Genomic DNA, 19106 nt, shown 5'->3' on the forward strand with positions numbered 1-19106 from the left:
CCCGAGCCACGGCATTTGCTAGAATACGGCAACTTTTTCAGCAAATGGCGGGTAATGGTAGTGACTTCTTATACGGGACTGCCTAGGGCAGGGGTAATGCGTCGGCTGGGGGCCTGGCTTTATGATGTGCTGGTGGTGATATCCCTGCTGATGGTAGCGGGGTTTATCTGCTTCGGCCTGACCGCGCTGGCCCTGAGCCAGAGCTGGATAACACTGGGGCCCTATCAGGATACCGCCGAGCTGCTCGGCGCCAGCCGGCTGTACCAACTGTGCCTGCTGGCCGTGGCCCTGGGCTTTTATTGCTGGTTCTGGCGTACCAGCGGCCAGACCATTGGCATGCGCGCCTGGCGCCTGCGGGTGCAGAACACCGACGGCAGCCGCCTGCGGCTGTCTCAGTGCATGATCCGCGCCGTCACTGCCTTGCTGGGGCTGGGCAACGTCTGGATCTGGTTTAATCCAGGCACCAGACTGGCGCTGCAGGATAAAATCGCCGACTGCGAAATGGTGGTGCTGAGCAAGGAGCAGAACAAGCAGTTGCTGGATAAGTGAGGGGTGAGGGGTGAGGGGTGAGGAGTGAGGAGTGAGGAGTGAGGAGTGAGGGGTGAGGAGTGAGGGGTCCTTACCCCTTACCCCTCACAATGTCTGTATTTACGCCCTGCGATTGAGCAAGAACAGCGCCGCACCGATAAACAGCAGGCTGGGCCCCAGGGCTCCCAGCACCGGCGGCACCTCATAGACCAGGCTGATGGGGCCGAAGACTTCGTTGGCCACATAGAAGCCAAACCCGAACAGAATCCCCATCAACAAACGGGCGCCCATGGAGACGCTCCGCAGGGCACCGAACACGAAGGAAGAGGCCAGCAACATCATGGCAACGACCATCACCGGCTGCAACGCCTTGCGCCAGAACGCCAGTTCATAGAGGCTGCTGTCCTGCCCGTTGTCTTGCAGATAGCCCCGGTATTCCCACAAGCCGCGCATCGACAGTTCGTCCGGATCGATGGCCACCACCCCCAGCTTTTCCGGGGTCAGGCTGGAATGCCAGACCCGGCTGGCTTCCTGCTCGGTCGTGATGGACACGCCGGGGGTGAACAGGGTGTCGGTCACCTTGCTCAGCTGCCATTGCTGGTTCAGGTATTCGGCTCCCGCCGCCTGAGTGATACGGCTGAGGGCCATGTCCTCGTCGAAGTAATAGAGGGTAATATTGCTCAGGGTGCCATCACGCCGGGCCTGGCCGATATTGATATAGGCCTGGTTGTCCTTGGCCCAGACGCCATTGACCGATAGTACCACCTGCCCATTGGAGCGGGCCTGGGTGCGCAAGTCGTCCGAGGCCAGCTTGGTGACCGGCGCCACGTATTCACCTAGCAGCATGATGAGCAGCATCAGCGGCAAGGCCGTTTTCAGGGCGCTGGTAACGATATTGAAACGAGAGCTGCCGGCGGCCTGCATCACCACCAGCTCGCTGCTGCTGGCCAGCTGGCCCAGCCCTATCAGACCACCCAGCAGGGCGGCAATGGGGAAGAACAGCACGATTTCCTTGGGCATCGACAGCAGTACATAATAAAACGCCGTCAGCAGGGTGTAGCTGCCCTCGCCCACGCTGCGCAGCTGCTCCACATAACGGATAATGGCAGCCAGCCCCACCAGCGTCAGTTCACACAAGAGGATGGACATCAGCACGGTACGGCCGATGTAACGATCGAGAATAGTCAGCATCAGGCCGCCTTGTTCCGTTTGAATTGTTCACGGGTCCGGTTCCACCAGGCCGTTTCCACCAGGTTGAGCGGCAGGGTCACCAACAGCAAGAACAGCAGTGGCACCGTATAGAGGCCGGGCACCACCGGCAGGCTCCCCCCTTCAACCGCCGAGCGGGAGGCGCTCTGCAACAGGAAGTAGGCCAGATACAGCAGAATGGCCGGCAGCAACTTGGCATAACGTCCCTGGCGCGGGTTGACCACCGCCAGCGGCACCACCGCCAGGGTCAGCACCAGCATCGACAGCGGCAATACCAGTCGCCACTGCAACTCCACCTTGTCCATCAATTGATCCGACTGCCAAAGGACGGCACTGTCGGTCGACTCCTCCTTCCGCTCGGCTGCTCCGACCTCGGCGGCGCGGATATAGGCGCTGTATTCGTCGAACTCGGCCACATCAAACTCCCGGTTGCCGGGGGTGCCGCTGTAGCGACGGCCATGATCGAGCGTCAGCCACTGACCGCCATCGCGCTCGTGCAGCCGGCCGCCGTCGGCCACCACTATGCTGGGTGCCTGCTGGGCCTGACCCCGCTGCACCACAAACAGCCGATTAAGACGGTTACCCTCATCTTCGGGCTCCAGATCCTCCACATAGGCCACGATGCGGCCTCCGTCCAGGCTCATGAAGCGCGCTTCACGCAGTACCGCAAAGCCCGGATCGGCCTTCACCTCTTCCAGCAGCTGATAGGCCTGGGCCTTGGACCAGGGATTGAGCCAGAGCGAGTTAAACAGCGCCACCCCGGTCCAGAACAGGGCCAGCATCAGGGTGGTACGCATGATTTTACCCGGGCCTATGCCCACCGCCCGCATCACCGTCATCTCGCTCTCGGCGTAGAGCCTGCCGTGAGCAAACAGGATGCCGATAAAGAGGCTGATCGGCAGCATCAGGGTGGCCATTTCCGGCAGGTTCAGCAGCAGCAGTTTACCGACCAGGGCGCCGGGTATCTTGCCGCTGGCGGCCTTGCCCAGCACCTCGATAAAATTCTGGCTGACGAAGATCAGCAGCAGCACAAACAACACGGCCAGCTGTGTCTTCAGGGTTTCCCAAAACAAATAGCGGAATGCAATCACCGTTAATCCCAGTGTAATCTTGTCTTTTTAATGGAAACGCTTAAGAATAAGCGTAAAATCATGATTTTCGCATATTAAGTACGCGAAGTTCGGCGTCTTTTAGCGATAGACACCATTATCGTTGATCCGACGCTCATTGTCTTCAAGCTGTAGGAGAATCCATGGAGTTCAGTGTTAAAAGTGGTAGCCCCGAAAAACAGCGCAGCGCCTGTATCGTGGTTGGCGTATTTGAGCCCCGCCGTCTGTCTCCGGTCGCCGAACAGCTGGATAAAATCAGCGACGGTTACCTGAGTTCCCTGCTGCGCCGTGGCGATCTGGAAGGCAAGGCCGGCCAGATGCTGCTGCTGCACCAGGTACCCGGCGTGCTCAGCGAGCGGGTGTTGCTGGTCGGTTGCGGCAAGGAGCGGGAGCTCGACGAGCGCCAGTACAAGCAGATCATTCGCAACACCATCAGTACCCTGAACGACACCGGCTCGATGGAAGCCGTCTGCTTTCTGACCGAGCTCCACGTCAAGGGCCGCGACACCTACTGGAAAGTACGCCAGGCGGTGGAAACCACCAAGGCCAGCCTCTATACCTTCGACCAGTTCAAGACCAACAAGGCCGAGCCGCGTCGTCCGCTGCGCAAACTGGTGTTCAACGTGCCGACCCGACGGGAACTGACCATAGGCGAGCGGGCCATACAGCATGGTCTGGCCGTGGCCAAGGGCGTCAAGGTGTGCCGGGATGTGGCCAATATGCCACCCAATGTGTGCAACCCCGCCTACCTGGCGTCTCAGGCCCGCCAGCTGGCCGATGCCTGGGACAACATCAGCACCCGGGTGATCGGCGAGGAAGAAATGGCCGAGCTGGGCATGAATGCCTATCTGGCGGTCGCCCGCGGCTCCCACAACGAAGCCATGATGTCGGTGATCGAATACAAGGGGCATCCGGATCCCAACGCTCGCCCTCTCGTCCTGGTGGGCAAGGGCCTGACCTTCGATGCGGGCGGCATTTCGCTCAAACCTGCCGACGGCATGGACGAGATGAAATACGACATGGGCGGCGCCGCCTCTGTGCTGGGCACCATGCATGCGCTGGCCGAGCTACAGCTGCCGGTGAACGTGGTGGCCATTATCGCCGGTTGTGAAAACATGCCCGACGGCAATGCCTACCGCCCGGGTGATATTCTCACCAGCATGTCCGGCCAGACCATCGAAGTACTCAACACCGATGCCGAGGGCCGACTGGTGCTGTGCGATGCCCTGACCTTTGTCGAGCGTTTCGAACCGGAAGTGGTGGTGGATGTGGCGACCCTCACCGGTGCCTGCATCATCGCCCTGGGCCACCACACCTCCGGCTTGCTGGCCAACCATAATCCGCTGGCCCACGAGCTGCTCAATGCCTCGGAACAGGCCGGCGATCGCGCCTGGCGTCTGCCGATGGGCGACGAGTATAATGAGCAGCTGGAAAGCCCCTTCGCCGACATGGCCAACATCGGTGGCCGCCCGGCAGGTACCATTACCGCCGCCTGCTTCCTCAGCCGCTTCACCAAGAAGTACAACTGGGCTCACCTGGACGTGGCCGGTACCGCCTGGAACAGCGGCAAGAACAAGGGTGCCACCGGTCGTCCGGTGCCGCTGCTGACCCAGTTTCTGCTGAACCGGGCCGGCGTCAACAACATCGAAGAGTGAACATGAGCCAGGGCTGTTTTTATCTACTGCCGGACTCCCCCGGCCCCGAACTGCAGGAGCAGCTGGTGTGTCAACTGACCACCGACTGTTACCGCCAGGGGCTGGGCGTTTTTATTCATACCCGCAGCCAGGCTCAGGCCGAGGCGCTGGATGAACGGCTGTGGCAACAGCCCCCCGACGGCTTCGTGGCGCACAATCTTCAGGGCGAAGGCCCCCGCCAGGGTGCGCCGGTGATCATCAGCTGGCAGGCGCCGCACAGCGGCCGCGCCGTGCTGATCAACCTGGCGCCCGAGGCGCCGTCCTTCGCCCGGCGTTTCAAGCAGCTGATTGACTTCGTGCCCTCCGATGAGGAGGGCAAACAACAGGCTCGGGAACGCTTTAAAGCCTATCGTCAGGCCGGTTTCGAACTCACGACCGCCCCTGTACCATCCCAAACTCAAGACGAATAACATCATGGAAAAAACCTTCAATCCCAACGCCATCGAGCAGGCCCTGTACCAGCAATGGGAAAACAGGGGTTACTTCAAGGCCCACGGCGACACCAGCAAAGACCCCTACAGCATCATGATACCGCCGCCCAACGTGACCGGCAGCCTGCACATGGGGCATGCGTTTCAAGACACCATCATGGACACCCTGATCCGCTACCAGCGCATGCAGGGCAAAAACACCCTGTGGCAGGTCGGCACCGATCACGCCGGTATCGCCACCCAGATGGTGGTTGAGCGCAAAATCGCCGCCGAAGAAGGCAAAAGCCGTCACGATTACGGCCGCGATGCCTTTATCGACAAAATCTGGAACTGGAAGAAAGAGTCCGGCGGCACCATCACCCAGCAGCTGCGTCGTCTGGGCGCCTCGGTCGACTGGGAGCGCGAGCGCTTCACCATGGACGAGGGCCTGTCCAACGCGGTAAAGGAAGTGTTCGTGCAACTGTATGAAGACGATCTCATCTACCGCGGCAAACGCCTGGTGAACTGGGACCCCAAGCTGCACACCGCCATCTCGGATCTGGAAGTGGAAAACCGTGACGTAAAAGGTCACATGTGGAACTTCCGCTATCCGCTGGCCGACGGCGTCAAGACCGCCGACGGCAAGGACTATCTGGTGGTGGCCACCACCCGTCCCGAAACCATGCTCGGCGATACCGCCGTGGCGGTGAACCCGGAAGATCCCCGCTACCAGGATCTGATCGGCAGCTTCATTCTGCTGCCGCTGGTCAACCGGCGCATTCCCATCGTCGGCGACGAGCATGCGGACATGGAAAAGGGCACCGGCTGTGTGAAAATCACCCCGGCCCACGACTTCAACGATGCCGAGGTCGGCAAGCGCCACCAGTTGCCGCTGATCAACGTGCTGACCCTGAACGCCGATATTCGTGCAGAAGCCGAAGTCTTTACCACCAAGGGCGAGCCCAGTACCGTCTATTCCACCGAGCTGCCGGCCCGGTTCCAGGGCATGGAACGCTACGAGGCCCGCAACGCCATCGTGGCGGCCCTGGATGAACTGGGTCTGCTCGACGGCGTCAAGGATCACGACCTGACCGTGCCTTACGGCGATCGGGGCGGCGTGGTCATAGAACCGATGCTGACCGATCAATGGTATGTGCGCGCCGGCCCCCTGGCCAAGGTCGCCACCCAGGCGGTGGAAGACGGTGAAATCGAGTTTGTGCCCAAGCAGTACGAAAACATGTATTTCTCCTGGATGCGCGACGTTCAGGACTGGTGCATCTCGCGCCAGCTGTGGTGGGGCCACCGCATTCCCGCCTGGTACGACGCCGACGGCAAGGTGTATGTGGGTCGCGACGAGGCCGAAGTGCGCGCCAGCTACCAGCTGGGTGCCGACGTGGTTCTCAACCAGGACGAAGACGTACTCGACACCTGGTTCAGCTCGGCCTTGTGGACCTTCTCTACCCTGGGCTGGCCCGAGAAGACGCCGGAACTGGCGACCTTCCATCCGTCCAGCGTGCTGGTCACCGGCTTCGACATCATCTTCTTCTGGGTGGCGCGCATGATCATGATGACCATGCACTTCATCAAGGATGAAAACGGCAAGCCGCAGGTGCCCTTCAAGACGGTCTATGTCACCGGTCTGATCCGTGACGAAAACGGCGATAAGATGTCCAAGTCCAAGGGGAACGTGCTGGATCCGCTGGACATGATCGACGGCATCGATCTGGAGTCTCTGGTCACCAAGCGTACCGGCAACATGATGCAGCCCAAGCTGGCCGCCAAAATCGAGAAGGACACCCGCAAGGAATTTGCCGACGGCATCGAGGCGCACGGCACCGATGCCCTGCGCTTTACCCTGGCGGCGATGGCCTCGACCGGTCGCGACATCAACTGGGACATGACGCGCCTGGACGGCTACCGCAGCTTCTGCAACAAGCTGTGGAACGCTTCCCGCTATGTGCTAATGAACACCGAAGAGCAGGACTGCGGCACTCATGCCGAAGACAAGGGCGGCGAGCTCAAATACTCGCTGGCGGACCGCTGGATCCAGGCCCAACTGCAGGTCACCATCAAGGAGGTACGCGACGCCCTCGACAGCTACCGCTTCGACCGGGCCGCCAATGCACTGTACGAGTTTATCTGGAACCAGTTCTGCGACTGGTATCTGGAGCTGACCAAGCCGGTATTGTGGCATGGCTCAGAGGCCGAGCAGCGCGCCACCCGCAAGACGCTGATCGAGGTGCTGGAAACCCTGCTGCGACTGGCGCACCCCATCATGCCTTTCATCACCGAAGAGATCTGGCAAAGAGTAGCTCCGCTGGCCGGTCGCGGTGGCGACAGCATCATGCTGGCCGCCTATCCAGAAGTGGATGCAACCCAGGAAGATGCACAGGCCATGGCCGATCTGGAATGGGTGAAGCGCTTTATCGTGTCCATCCGCCACCTGCGGGCCGAGATGAACATTCCGCCCAGTCAGGCCCTGTCGGTACTGCTGCGCCCAACGGCCGACGATGCCCGCCGCGCCACCGACAACGATGCCTTCCTCAAGGCCATGGCCAAGCTGGATGCCATCACCCAGCTGGCGGCAGACGAAGCGGCCCCCACCTCCAGCAAGCAGCTGATCGGCGACACCGAGCTGCTGCTGCCGATGGCAGGCCTTATCGACAAGGACGCCGAGCTGGCCCGCCTGCAGAAGGAGCTGGGCAAGGTGTCCGGTGAAATCAAGCGGCTGGAAGGCAAGCTGAACAACGCCGGCTTCGTCGCCAAGGCGCCCGCCGACGTGGTCGCCAAGGAGCAGGAAAAACTGGCCGACTACAAGGCGACTCTGGTCAAGCTGCAGCAACAGCAAGAGCAGATAGCCAGCCTGTAACACCACTCGCCGAGTCTGACCAAAAAGCCAGCCTGAAGAGGCTGGCTTTTTTTATTCTTCTCACTCTGTTTAAAGTTAGTTAATAAAAAAACGTCACTCAGGTTTCTTTATATTTCCGATGGGCAGAGGCGCGTGACTTCCAAGAAAAGATGAAACGCTTATATTTTGCCCAAAAATGAAATAGAATAAAATTACTGAAAATCAAGAGCACCGTTATAATCACAAGCTCTTTCATGGTAAAAAAACCCAACACGTCATAATTATCAGTAAATTTATCATCAATACCGAATATTTCGTACGAATGTAAAAAGGGCAATAACAAAACAAGTATCCACCCAGACCAGATTAACATCAGGACAATTAAATCTCTAATGCGATATAAAAAATTGCGTCGACTTCCATTATCAATAATGAGTCCGACTCCCTGTTTACTTTTCGTCACGGAACTCCTCCCCTCTATCAGGACTTTCCCATACTGCCAACTTCCCTCTCTTTCTTATCACCGCCTTAGGCACCGCCACCACCACTGTCAGTACGTTCATCAACCAGTAGATTAACGGATACCAGATGCAATAAAGAAAAGTATAACCCATCCGCTTTTCGTAATGGCTGTCAATGAAATAACTGACCGAGAATTGTAAAAAACAGATCCCCGTGAGCAGCATCCCAGTCCAGCTGTATAAAACAAATCGCTGCCAATCCCAACCTGACGGAAAAAACAACAAAAGCAACGCCATCAGCAATATGGTATAGCACCAGAAAATACTACAAACATATTCCAGCATCAGTGGCCAGAAACGACGATGCCTCCAGAGTAAAAGGCGAAATCCATAGCGCAGAAAAACTTCTGCCCCCCCCTGAGCCCAACGCAGCCGCTGCTTATAAAGACCACGAATCGTTTCCGGCATTAACACCCAACATAAGGAAAATGGCTGATAATGGATATGCCAACCGGCCATCTGCAGGCGCCAGCTGATATCGATATCTTCGGTCACCATATCGGTATTCCAGCCATCTATTTGATCTATTGCCTCTCGGCGAAATGCCACAACAACCCCCGACACGGTAAAAACGGTGCCATAAATACGCTGAGCCCGCTTGATCAGACCAATAATAGAGCTGAACTCCCCTGTCTGTATCTTGCCCACCACGGTAGAGCGGGTACGAACCCTGGGGTTTCCCGTCACAGCACCCACCGATTTATTTTCGATGAAGTGTTTCACCATCCAGCCGACGGCATCTTCTGCCAGAATGGCATCACCATCAATACACACCAGTATCTCGCCGTTCGCCAGCTTGATTCCATTATTCAGGGCCATCGCCTTACCCTGGTTAGGCTGATGTAACACCCGGATATGGCTGTGCTTGGCAGCCAGCACATCAAGTCTATCCCCGGTATCATCCTTGCTACCATCATTGATGGCGACAATATCAAGGTTGGGATATTTTTGATTCAGCAAGTGGCCTATGGTTTCATCAACATTCGCCCCTTCGTTGTAACAGGGTACCAGCAAGGTTACCTTGGGATAAAACGACAGAACCAAAGGCCCTTGCTCGGCCAGCTGGAGATCTTTTCTTTCCCAGTGAAAGTAATAATAAATTGCGCCACAAATCCAGAACAGCGCCATAAATCCAGGATACATCCAGGTAAAATTAAATAACCAAATCAATGTTTCATTCATATTTTACTCCTGGATTTACCCGAAGAGAAAAAACAGGACGCAACCGCTCTGGATCAGGCTGGTTATTAATAAAGTCGTCCGGATAATATCCCAGATTGTGGATTCCTTTATCCTGAAGCAGCTTAAGCCAGCTCACCAGCTCCGCATCGGGCACCGGCTGCCTGGTCTGCCAGTTTCTGCTTTGCAATCCAAACACCAGCTTTTCTCCACCGGCCCGGGTCAGCGCCCGATCGGCTAGGGTTGCAAGCCAGGAGGCTGGCCGTTCTGCCTTTTCCCGATAAGGCATGGCCATGATCACCGTATAATCATAGGCTTCGGTAAATGATTCCAGCCTCTGGGCAAACCGGCGTTCTGCATCCGGATTCATGATCGGATCGGCATAGATGCTACGCGCCGTAAGCAAATACTTACGTCCGTCCATCCGATACCGAACTGCAGCTTTGGCCAATTGTTCGGTCAAGTCGATCAATTCGCGGCCTTTCTGCTGTGTCGACAGATCCGCTCTTTCCCACTCGGTCAGAAAAGCGTCATCATTGAATAACACGCCGTGAAAATGGGTGTAATAACCAAGGTCTTCATAGATATCCAGCATCACCTGTCGGTTTCGTCTATCCCAGGGAGATAAACGCAGAGGCTGTTGTTGGTTGGGTTTTCCGGTATTACGGTCAGACACATAAAGGTAACCAGGCCCCATATCGAATGCCATCACCGGCATCCAGGCAAACACCTTGACCATCACCCGCGTATCCAGTTGCCAGGCAACCCGATTGAACAAATCCGCCTTGACCGGAAGATGACGATTGGGGAAATAGAGTGCTTCCGCCGTGCCATCGCCATCCTGATCGGAAAAGGCTTTCAGATAGACGGTCGTAATACCGTAGTTGTTTATCCGCTCGATCAAGGTATCCATGTTGGCCATCATCCGGGCTTCGTCCGGATCATACACATCATCGAGATCCACCTGCACGACCCGTTCGGCGTTGATCTCCCATACCCGCCCCGAGATGACTTCATCCAGCGTCTGCAGGGAGGTCTCTTCATCGAGCAGATAGCGGCGTATGTTGCGGCTTGAATCTATTGCCTGATTAATCCCGTCCTGAAGATCCAGGGTATAAGGCATGCCCGTTTCGGCGGCAATATCCAGTGCAGCTTCGTTAAAGGCGCCATAAGGCCATACCATGATGCGCGGAATTCGCCCTAGTCGTTGCTGAAACAGACTGGCCGCTCGTGCAAAGTCGCGCTTGACTCTGGAAAGGTAACTTTCGCGTGTTTCGTAGCCAGACGGACTCCAGCCCGCGGTCACCATGGCTGGTTGTGAATTGCCCTGAGGGTTACCGATAATTCCCTTATGTAAATCAAAGGAATGGGAGGCAATCTCCACCAGTCCGGAGCTCTGTAGCTCTCTAACCTGCTCCCAGCTGAGAAAACGATGGCGAGACAAGGAGTCGTTGCCGTAAGCCACCTGCTCCCCCTCGGCTACCTCCATCCAGCTGCCGACCACCGCCAGCACCGCCGGGTATTGATACAACTTGAGCAAGGGATATACCTGGTGATAAAAACTCTGATAACCATCATCAAAGGTCAGCAGAACCGCCTTGTCAGGCAGGGGCCGCTTGCCAGCCTTTGCATCCAGTATTTGCTGAAAGCTGACCGGCTGATAACCCTTCATTCGCATCCAGTTGAAATGACGAACCAGGGTGTCGCGCTTTATGGTCTGAGGGTAGAGCTGGCGTTCCGGGGGCAGGCTGAGATCGACAATGTCGTGATAACTGAGAGCGACATAATCACCGGGCTGACGCTGTGCCTGCACCGCCAAAGAGCACAATAGTAATAGCGTAAAAATAGAGGTTCTCATCAATAAAAGCTCCATTCCAGATTGGCAAAGACACTGTTTCCGTATTCACCTTCACCATCAAACACAGACTTTGCTCGCGCCAACCCGTAGCTCAGATTCAAACCTGGGCTCAGCACCCAGTCATGGGTGTAACTCAAACGCCAGTTATTATCGCTGTCGTAGCGTCTCTGCCAGTACTGACCACCGCCCACTCCCAGCACCTGGGTCAGGCTGCGCTGTTTCTCCATGGCGTGGCGGTAACTGGCACGCAGATCCAGCCCCAGGCCGAGATCCTCTTCCGGATTGAAATAGTCCACATCCAGCACCCGGTTGCCGGAGGCAGACATTCTCAAGGTACCGTCCAGCAGCCAGGTATCATGACGCCAGATATCCTGTCGTAACCAGGCTGCCAACAACCGACGAAGGTTATCGTCGCTCAGGGTCATCAGTTGCCCCGTTAATCCGGCATCTCGGGTTTCATCCTGTCGCCAGCGCAGCTCACCGCTGAGTTGGTCGCCGTAACTGCCCCGGTTCAGGGCGCGCAGTGGGGTGTCCGCACTATTGAGCTGGCCGCTCAACGACAACGCCCAAAGGTCACTTAGCCGCCAGTCGAGTCGGGTCCATACATATCCTCTTTTATTCAACTGCTCTCCGGTACCGGCTTCCAGTGTCAGCTGGGCCGGGTCCTGAGCCGTACCCGGCATCACGAACGGCAGATCCACCCCCAGTCCATAGTAAGAGGCCCGTAAATCCTGCCCGTCAAACTCTCCCTTCTGCCCCATCCCCCGTATATACACGCGTTGGCCAAGCCTGTTACGCGTACTATAGAGCCGGGTATCATGGCGCCACTCATCACTGGCCTGAACCTGGCCGTTATTGGTGGCCTGACTGAACTCGGTCACCAGCTGGGGGCCCGTTTCCCGACGTACGCGTCTGTCCAGCTTTTCAACGGCTTCACTGTCACCCTTCTGGCGTAATTCCCCGAGTTTTTCGGCATTACCGCGCCAGAGACCTCTATCCAGACGTGAATGCATCACGTCAGCTTCCACCTTGTAATGCCGCTGGGCCGGCAGCCAGCGCATGGCTTCCTGGTAGGCCTGTTCAGCACCTTCAGGCTTGCCTCGCCAGCGCCTAAGGTCTCCCATCAATTGCCATAGCCAGGGGTTGGCCGGGGTATCCGCCAAAATACGCGTCAGCTGTTGCTCGGCCTCTTCTGCCTTACCGCGCCAGGCGGTCAGCATCACCTTCAGCTGCAACAGCCGATCAAAATCTTCATTGGGAAGCCGTGATACTCCGATGAAGTCCCAGCGTTCGGCAGGCTCATGCCAGCGCATCAGCAATTTGTGCGCCAGACGATAGCGCTCGGAATCGGTATAGGAATAAAAATGCTCTTCTCGAAGGTCCTTGTCGTCCGGGTTGAGCAATGTCAGCCGATCGTAGATTTTAGCCGCTTCCCGGGGTCGATCGAGTTTCAGCAAGGTATGGGCTCTGGCCGCCAGAACATACTCGGGTTGCTCACCTTCAGCCATCAACTCCGTTGACAGCGCCAGCGCCTGTTTGAAGCGGCGCAGCCCCACCAGCGCCACCAGCGCATCACGCCGCGCCAGAGTATATAGCGGATGTTCATGAGGTACATTCGCAATGATATTCTCATCGAGTGCAAGCGCCTTAAGGTAGGTCTCCCGCTCTTCTACCTCCTGCCCTGTGCGCAGCAAGGCCGCCGCCTGATAATAATCCAGCCAGTATCGGTCAATGGCGGTAAACAGTTCGGGATTCTGGTTCATCAAGGCCTGGGCGGCGGGCGCAGCCCCCACGGAAACCGCGACTCGGTACATGGCCTGGATTTGCTCACTACTATTCGGCTCCAGCGCAAGCAATTGCTGACGAGCCTGTAATTCGGCCAGCGCATCTTCACGCAACTGGGCCTGATAAAGCCTGGCCTCGAGAATGGATGTGTCCAGTCCAAAGCGTTGTTCGTATTCTCTATAGGCTTGTTTAGCGAGGATATCGTCACCCTTGTCTACCGCCGAAAGAAATAATCCCAACCACGCATTGGTATTCCCGGGAGCACTGCGCTGCAGCTGTCGATAGTAGGTCAGCGCTTCTCCGTAATTTTTTTCATCTCTGGCCGCCCTCGCCAACCCTTCCAGGGAGTCGGCCGATAGCTTTTTGAATTCACAGGGATGGCAGCTGTCGAGTGCAGCCTTCCGATCTCCGCGCCACAGCTGAACGGCAATCAGATCATCCAGCACCCTGATATTGCCACTTTGCTGGTACAGCTGTTCGAGTCCCGCCGCCGCTTGATCCAGGTTTCCCTCGCGAGCCTGGATAACCCACGCCTCACGCGCCTGATCCACCTGTTCCAGAGGAGCAGCATTCACCACTACCGGTAACGCGGCCAATAATAGAACGATAAAACGCATCTCTGACATCCTTGTGGCGAGGAAACGATTGCCCGTCGGCTGGTGCCATAACCTAAAAGCCGAGCAGCATTCCCGTTCTGCTTGAAAAATCAAAACGCTGAAACATTTCAAAACGCTGAAACATTTCAAAATATCAAACCAGACCAGAGTCATGGGTAAGGTCCCTTTACGTACAACCCCTTCTACTGAAGATAGAAGATGATTCGGGACATACCGCTTTAACAGGTAAATATATTGCTCTATTTTCAACCAAAAAAACGAAAAGGCGGTGTGTCAGGTTATCGGCTCCTCTGGGTAAGTCATCCTGTTCACCCCGGCTCAGCCAGGTACAGAAGGATACGAAATCTATGCAATACTTCAGGAAGGCCAAAGAAGGTAGGGAGCGGCATGAACAGAATGAGCAGAATGATCACGCTGCCGGGATTGGTCCTGCTGCTGGGTTGCAGTGGCGCAAAAGCGACCCTGGAACAGAATCATGCTACCAGGCTGACGGCTATCTCCAATTCGACAGAAAAGCACCGACAACTACTCGATGCCCACAATGAGGTGCGTGCCGAGGTGAAGGCACCGCCGCTCACCTGGTCTGCCGCCGCCGAGTCGCAGGCGCAACGCTGGGCTGGCGTGCTGGCGCGCCGTTGCGACATAGAACACAGTCAGGGCTCCGGCTTCGGTGAAAACCTGTTTATGGGAACCCTGGGGTTTTATGACGAGCTGGACGGCATCAAGGCCTGGGAGGAAGAAAAACGGGATTATGCAGGCCAACCACTGAGCCGTAGCCTGGCACTCAGAGTGGGCCATTATACCCAGATGGTCTGGCCTACCACCCGGGAACTGGGTTGTGCCACCTCGGTCTGTAACAACAACATGATTCTGGTATGCAACTACTACCCGCCGGGCAACTACCTGGGAGAGTCTGCCTATTAACACGGAAGACCTGATCACGTCTTCCGTTTTGGATCATGGGGCCGTTATTTCTTGTCTTTGTCGACCTGGTTACCGATAACACCGCCGACCACGGCGCCGCCTATGGTGCCCATGGTGCTGCCGCCGGTCAGTACCGAACCCGCCACGCCGCCGGCACCGGCGCCGATGGCGGTGTTACGATCCCGGTCCGACATGTTGCTGCAGGCAGACAGCCCAAGCAGCAGGACTGCGGTCACTCCCGTTACCCTTATTTTGCCGTTGTGCGCTTTCATGGTCACCTCGGTAAATCTTCGTCTTGCATACCCACTTTCAGTATAACCCCTTTACGCGCGAACGACGTACCCTCGGGCTGGTCTGTGCCTGACGCCATCGCCCTGTTCACGGGAGTCAACCCCAGCTCGGCATCCTCGGGGCGCGCCACATCACCCTGTTGGTAATCGCATACGCCATCTGGAAACACCGCCTCCAGCATGCCGCCGTAGGATCCCACCTCCTGAGGATGATAGAAGCCCCGCGCCACCGCTTCGGCCACCGGCACCCGGGCGCACTTGAACAGGTCGCCGGTCAGCGGGCTGCCGGCGGCATTGCGCGGTGAGCGGTAGGCCGGGTAGTGACTCAGGCAGGTACCCATGTCGGCATCGCCTCGCCAGGGGCCGTTCCATACCCTGCTTCCTTCGGCTATCAGTTCACCTTGGTCGGTCCAGCAGGCGTCTTTCGCCGCCGCCGGGCGTCGGCCCGTCGTCAGCCACTCGTCGAGCAACACGAAGGCACTATCGCTGGGATCATAGGGCTTGCCGCTTTGCCAGATAACCATGTTATCCGCCTGCCCCCGAGCCTGACGGATACGCAGCCAGGATGACAGACTTGCATAGGAATGGTGCATGTCGAGCTGGTTATCCAGATAGTGCCGCAGGTCGATCACCGGAATGTCGATGTTGCCGAGAAAGACGTGACCGGAATAATAGGCCGCCGCCATGGCGCCATCGTGCCCCCGGCTCCGGGGCGCCGTCTTGATCAAGTCGACCTGATTACGCTCAAACACCCGCAATGGCACCGGGCTACCCGGCGTTTTTCGCATGTTATGGTCACTCCAGATGGACACATCCGCCAGGCTGTCATCACCGCTCAGCACCCACAGCTTCTCTTGCGCCATGTCTTTCGATGCCTTCCAGCTGCCGATATTGGCGTTGAGGTGAAGAAATTCGGCCATGTTGATCTGCCCCAGTTTCAGTGCCTCCAGGCCATACTGCACCCCGACGTTATCATGGGTGCGGTGGGCAAAACCGTCTTCTCCCACCCCATAGAATGCAGACAGATCGTGCCAGTGACTGAAGCGGTCGGCTCTGGCCACGGCCGGCGCATAGTGATGTATTCGATGAAAGTAACGGGGGTTATTGGTCAGCGGCGCCAGCCCGCGCCAGCTTTTGGAACACTCGGTGGCCCCCGGCGGCAGGGCCGGCAGGCTCAGCCCCAGGCCCGCGACCCGGGCCCAGCGATAATACTTCTTGAACTCGTGCTCCACATCACTGCTGGCCGCTACCCCCATCACCTGGCCCCGGTTTTCCTGCACCTGCCAGCGCCGGTTATCCCGCGCCGTGACATCGAAATAATATTCCAGCAGTTCACAGTCCAGCGCCCAGATGCTCTGGGTGATCATGTCCGGATAACTGTATTGGGGAATAATGGCATTGAGCAGGCCAGGCTTGTTCTGGGCAATCAGATACTGCTGCACCGCACCGCCGGAGCCACCGATGCCAACCGTGTAGTCCGGCTTGCCATAACGGGCCACAAACTGCGCCTTGACCATCTCGGCGGTGTTGGCCGCCAGCCACATGTTGTAGTGATTGCTGGTCACATTGCCGCCGGAGCCCGCCAGGGCGTAACCCTCGGCCAGTTGCTTGGCCAGGCGTGAGGCGATACGCCCCAGACTCATCTTGCCCTGGCGCTTGCCTATGCCCACACCGCCCTTGAAGTGATAGATGAGTTTGTTGTTCCAGTAAGGGCTTTGGGTATCGGTCACCGGCGTCATGGGATCGGCCAGCATGGCGATAACATACATAAAGCGATTGATGGTGCCCCGCTCCACCCTGAGTACGAAGGGAATGCTGCTGCCTTGCCAGTCTATCCAGGCCAGATCGGCCGGCTCTCCGCGCTCGGGCCAGAGCTCAAAATCGTTCCGCCCTTCCACCTTGTAGAAATAGTCGATCCGGGTCGGCAACAGGCAGTCCTTGCTGTGCCCGAGCAGGCGGGTTTTGTCCTTCACTCCGTCCTGCTCGGCATACACAGGGGTGCCGATGCCTTGCCGGTTATCCACCAACGGCTGTCCCAGCCCGACCTCTTCGGTAGTACAGGCAAAGGGATACTGCAGCGGGCCGAGCGAGGTATCCACAGGTCCGACTTGCCCGGGACCGACAGGAAAATCAAAGACGGATAAATCCAGCGGCACCCGGGAGGCATGAGGCCCCTTATAAACGGGCCTTGGCGCAGCGGGATCGTAACCGGGTGGCAGCGCCTCCACCACCAGCTCGGGAGGATCCGACAACAGATGGCGACCCAGCCTTGCCTGCAAGAGCGGCCAGCTCGCCAGCAGCAGTAATACCACCAGTGGCAACGGCCACCACCAACGTCTGCTTTTTTTATTCATATCACGTCACCTCTGAGCTAAGCATAGCGGAGAGAAAAAGCGTTGCATCTCTCATTAAAGCGGTTATGGTCACGCCGATAAAGAGGAGAGGATGGATGATTGAAACATCGAAAAACGCAGCAAGCGCCTACAGATGGCCCCCGGCTCTCGGCAGAATAATACCGTTGGAATCCCGGCATGATAGCGGGCTGGCAGCGCTTATTCGGACGGTATCGGCAGAGTATGGCCTGACCGCCGATAAGGGCTTCAGCGTGGCCGATCCCAGCCTGGACCGGCTGAGTGAAGTGTACCGACAACAGGGGGCCGGATACTGGGTAGTGGAAGATGGTGAGGGGCGCCTGCTGGGCGGTGCGGGTCTGGGCCCGATGCCGGAAGAGCAAGAAGTATGTGAATTACAGAAAATGTATCTGGACTCAACAGCCAGGGGCATGGGACTGGGTCGCAGGCTGGCGCTGCATGTCTTGCAGCAGGCGCGCCGGCTGGGCTATCGATACTGTTATCTGGAAACCACGGCGCTATTGCCCGAGGCACTGGCGCTGTATCAAACGCTGGGGTTCGCGCCCTGCGAACGACGGGGCAACACCGGGCATCATGACTGTGAAATCACCCTGATGCTGCCCCTGAGCTAGGTATCACGCTTTGAAGGAGTGGGTATTACTCTTCGAAGTAAGTGCCCCAGCCATCGTATTCGATACCGTATTTCCGGGCGATCGGCAGCAACTGTTCAATCTGCGCCATGATGGCCTCCTCGGTCAGGGGGCCTTCCTTGACCGCATCGAAACACAGCAAGGTCTGGCCCCGCTCCAGGGTCAGCTCTTCCGCATCGGTCACCTCGAATTCCGCCTTGAAGCAATCGACGGCGGCCTTTTCGAGCCGGTCGAAGTCCTGTCCGGAAAAATGATGCTCTATGGTGTATTCCACCTCGGGGTTGCTGCCGTCTTCCAGCAGAGAAGTAATGATTTCACGGGTTTCTTCCCGCCAGTCTTGCTGTTCAGTCATGGGTGGCTCCTTGGCCGGATAACGGAATGGGTTCAGGGACGACGGACTTCGCTGTCCAGCTCGGCAATGCGCTCGGCAATCAGCTGACGACTGTGCTTGAGCAAGTCTCTGATTTGATTGGGCGCATAACCTTCGACCGAAATCGGCGGCATGATGTCGACGATCAGCTCACCGTTGTCCCAGCGGTTCAGGTCAACCTGACCGAAATAGCTGGAACAGGCGATGGGCACGATGGGAACACCCGCCTGCAGGGCGATATGAAAGGCACCGGTCTTGAACGGCAACAGCCCCTTGCCCTTGCTGCGGGTCCCTTCAGGGAACATCCAGATCGACATGTTGCGCTGGCGAATCTTGTCGACCACTTTACCTATGGTGCTGGCGGCCTTGGCCTTGTTCTCGCGGTTGATCAACAGGTTGCCACTCAGCCAGAACAACTGCCCGAACAGCGGTATCCAGAACAGGCTGTTCTTGCCGATGGCCACGGTACGCGGCATCACGGCACCGGGCAGGGCGATAATATCCCAGTTGCTCTGGTGGTTGGCGATATACACCGCCGAATGCAGGTGCCTGGCATGTTCATAGCCCCGAACACGTACCTTGAGCCCCACCAGTGGGCAGGCCCTGTTGAACAAACGCCCCAGCAGATGGACGTTATTGGGATGACGGGGGCGCAGCAGGCACACCAGAGTGCCAAGCACGAAAACAACCACCATGGCCAGGGCCAGCAAGAACAGCCGCAACAGCTTTAACATGAACAAACCTCGCTTTTTGAGAGACGGCA

General features: G+C 57.5%; 16 protein-coding genes. 6 read left to right on the plus strand and 10 right to left on the minus strand.

What is annotated here, in order from left to right:
• The first annotated feature begins 96 nt into the window (after positions 1-96).
• On the plus strand, positions 97-549 hold the full coding sequence (locus HNR62_RS06620) for an RDD family protein (RefSeq protein WP_239552645.1): 453 nt from the start codon (positions 97-99) through the stop codon (positions 547-549).
• A gap of 99 nt (positions 550-648) precedes the next feature.
• Here the strand turns inward: HNR62_RS06620 and lptG are convergent, their stop codons facing one another.
• A complete protein-coding gene (gene lptG / locus HNR62_RS06625; RefSeq protein WP_204795303.1) occupies positions 649-1719 on the minus strand; it encodes an LPS export ABC transporter permease LptG in 1071 nt (356 codons plus the stop codon).
• Positions 1719-2828, minus strand: coding sequence for an LPS export ABC transporter permease LptF (gene lptF / locus HNR62_RS06630; RefSeq protein ID WP_338044080.1), 1110 nt, complete (start codon positions 2826-2828; stop codon positions 1719-1721). The genes lptG and lptF overlap by 1 nt, the downstream gene beginning before the upstream one ends.
• A 161-nt stretch (positions 2829-2989) precedes the next feature.
• Here lptF and pepA point away from each other — a divergent pair, with 161 nt between their 5' ends.
• Genes pepA through HNR62_RS06645 form a run of 3 tightly spaced genes read left to right on the plus strand, consistent with a single transcriptional unit; the run spans position 2990 to position 7819 of the window.
• A complete protein-coding gene (gene pepA, locus HNR62_RS06635; RefSeq protein WP_204795304.1) occupies positions 2990-4501 on the plus strand; it encodes a leucyl aminopeptidase in 1512 nt (503 codons plus the stop codon).
• Positions 4502-4503: 2 nt separating this feature from the next.
• Positions 4504-4950, plus strand: a complete 447-nt coding sequence (locus HNR62_RS06640) for a DNA polymerase III subunit chi (protein WP_204795305.1) — start codon at positions 4504-4506, stop codon at positions 4948-4950.
• A 4-nt stretch (positions 4951-4954) separates the two neighbouring features.
• The gene (locus tag HNR62_RS06645; protein ID WP_204795306.1) at positions 4955-7819 is read left to right on the plus strand and encodes a valine--tRNA ligase; all 2865 of its coding nucleotides are present in this window, start codon (positions 4955-4957) and stop codon (positions 7817-7819) included.
• A 97-nt stretch (positions 7820-7916) separates the two neighbouring features.
• On the opposite strand, the gene HNR62_RS06650 is transcribed toward HNR62_RS06645, so the two are convergent.
• Genes HNR62_RS06650 through pgaA form a run of 4 tightly spaced genes read right to left on the minus strand, consistent with a single transcriptional unit; the run spans position 7917 to position 13758 of the window.
• Positions 7917-8261: a hypothetical protein gene (locus HNR62_RS06650; protein WP_204795307.1), complete on the minus strand. Its 345-nt coding sequence runs from the start codon at positions 8259-8261 to the stop codon at positions 7917-7919.
• Complete coding sequence (pgaC, locus tag HNR62_RS06655; protein ID WP_204795308.1) at positions 8248-9501, minus strand: poly-beta-1,6-N-acetyl-D-glucosamine synthase; 1254 nt, start codon at positions 9499-9501, stop codon at positions 8248-8250. The genes HNR62_RS06650 and pgaC overlap by 14 nt, the downstream gene beginning before the upstream one ends.
• A complete protein-coding gene (pgaB, locus tag HNR62_RS06660; RefSeq protein ID WP_204795309.1) occupies positions 9494-11356 on the minus strand; it encodes a poly-beta-1,6-N-acetyl-D-glucosamine N-deacetylase PgaB in 1863 nt (620 codons plus the stop codon). The genes pgaC and pgaB overlap by 8 nt, the downstream gene beginning before the upstream one ends.
• On the minus strand, positions 11356-13758 hold the full coding sequence (gene pgaA, locus HNR62_RS06665) for a poly-beta-1,6 N-acetyl-D-glucosamine export porin PgaA (RefSeq protein WP_204795310.1): 2403 nt from the start codon (positions 13756-13758) through the stop codon (positions 11356-11358). The genes pgaB and pgaA overlap by 1 nt, the downstream gene beginning before the upstream one ends.
• Before the next feature lie 387 nt (positions 13759-14145).
• Here pgaA and HNR62_RS06670 point away from each other — a divergent pair, with 387 nt between their 5' ends.
• The gene (locus HNR62_RS06670) at positions 14146-14682 is read left to right on the plus strand and encodes a CAP domain-containing protein (RefSeq protein ID WP_239552646.1); all 537 of its coding nucleotides are present in this window, start codon (positions 14146-14148) and stop codon (positions 14680-14682) included.
• Between the two features lie 44 nt (positions 14683-14726).
• On the opposite strand, the gene HNR62_RS06675 is transcribed toward HNR62_RS06670, so the two are convergent.
• Together HNR62_RS06675 and HNR62_RS06680 are read right to left on the minus strand one after the other, a co-directional pair.
• Positions 14727-14954, minus strand: coding sequence for a glycine zipper 2TM domain-containing protein (locus HNR62_RS06675; protein WP_204795311.1), 228 nt, complete (start codon positions 14952-14954; stop codon positions 14727-14729).
• A gap of 2 nt (positions 14955-14956) precedes the next feature.
• On the minus strand, positions 14957-17326 hold the full coding sequence (locus tag HNR62_RS06680) for a DUF6351 family protein (protein ID WP_204795312.1): 2370 nt from the start codon (positions 17324-17326) through the stop codon (positions 14957-14959).
• 95 nt (positions 17327-17421) lie between these two features.
• Between HNR62_RS06680 and HNR62_RS06685 the strand changes: the two genes are divergently transcribed.
• On the plus strand, positions 17422-17955 hold the full coding sequence (locus HNR62_RS06685) for a GNAT family N-acetyltransferase (protein ID WP_204795313.1): 534 nt from the start codon (positions 17422-17424) through the stop codon (positions 17953-17955).
• Positions 17956-17980: 25 nt separating this feature from the next.
• Here the strand turns inward: HNR62_RS06685 and rraB are convergent, their stop codons facing one another.
• A complete protein-coding gene (rraB, locus tag HNR62_RS06690) occupies positions 17981-18325 on the minus strand; it encodes a ribonuclease E inhibitor RraB (protein ID WP_204795314.1) in 345 nt (114 codons plus the stop codon).
• A 32-nt stretch (positions 18326-18357) separates the two neighbouring features.
• Positions 18358-19077: a 1-acylglycerol-3-phosphate O-acyltransferase gene (locus HNR62_RS06695; protein WP_204795315.1), complete on the minus strand. Its 720-nt coding sequence runs from the start codon at positions 19075-19077 to the stop codon at positions 18358-18360.
• Positions 19078-19106: the final 29 nt, after the last annotated feature.

Source organism: Oceanisphaera litoralis (assembly GCF_016907015.1).
In the GTDB taxonomy this organism is placed as follows: Bacteria; Pseudomonadota; Gammaproteobacteria; order Enterobacterales; family Aeromonadaceae; genus Oceanimonas; species Oceanimonas litoralis.